The sequence below is a fragment of the Oleiphilus sp. HI0079 genome, assembly GCF_001635105.1.
Window position 1 is genome coordinate 1 of record NZ_LWFT01000921.1, and the last position, 805, is coordinate 805.

Genomic DNA, 805 nt, shown 5'->3' on the forward strand with positions numbered 1-805 from the left:
TGTGGCTTCAAATACGGATGCAAGCTGCTCCTGATCGAACAGTGCGCTGTGTTCGGCAAATGTTTGTAAGGCTGGCCCAAGGTACGCGGCTTCTCCTTGTTGCATAAGCAGTATGTCGTCCGCGAGTTGTGCAATTTCATCGATTGAGTGTGAAACGTAAAAAATGGGCGTACTCGAGCTAGACTTAAAGCGCTGAATTAGGCGCAGCATTTGGCGTTTTGATGTTGCATCTAATGCAGACAGCGGTTCGTCCATCAAGATTAGATCCGGCTCACAGACAATCGCACGCGCTAGGCAGGCCCGTTGGCGTTGTCCGCCGGAAAGCGTGTCGGGTCGCTGACTTCGAAGGCGGCTAAGGCCGCAATCATCTAACACGCGGGTAATATCGAGATCGCTCTTATGTACTTTACGAAGTTTAAGGTTGAGTCTGATGTTGTCTTCAATGTTGAGATGAGGAAGCAGTCTTGCTTCTTGAAAGAGGTATGCAATATTCCGCTTTGCCGGGGCAAGCCATGTATTGCTCGAAGAGCGTTGCCAAACTTGCTTGTTTACCGATATCTCACCGAGTGGCTGCTCTAATCCTGCGATGCACCGAAGTAGTGATGTTTTTCCGCACCCTGAGGGCCCGAAGACGCCAGTTAACCCCGTATTCTTGAACTCGCGTTGGATCTGAAGAGCAAAATCCGCACGCTGAAGAGAAATATCTACTTTGATGCTCATGCGCTGGTGCCCGCTCTGACCGCGCCTTTGCGTCCGCGTTGCTGAAGTTGCGCCAGACTCCAGATCACTAAGAATGCGAACACAA

At 50.8% G+C, this 805-nt stretch carries 1 protein-coding gene; it reads right to left on the bottom strand.

What is annotated here, in order from left to right; all coding sequences use genetic code 11:
* The coding region (locus A3750_RS17005; RefSeq protein WP_156498674.1) for an ATP-binding cassette domain-containing protein at positions 1 to 720 on the bottom strand (720 nt) is incomplete at its 3' end.
* Positions 721 to 805 lie beyond the last annotated feature (85 nt).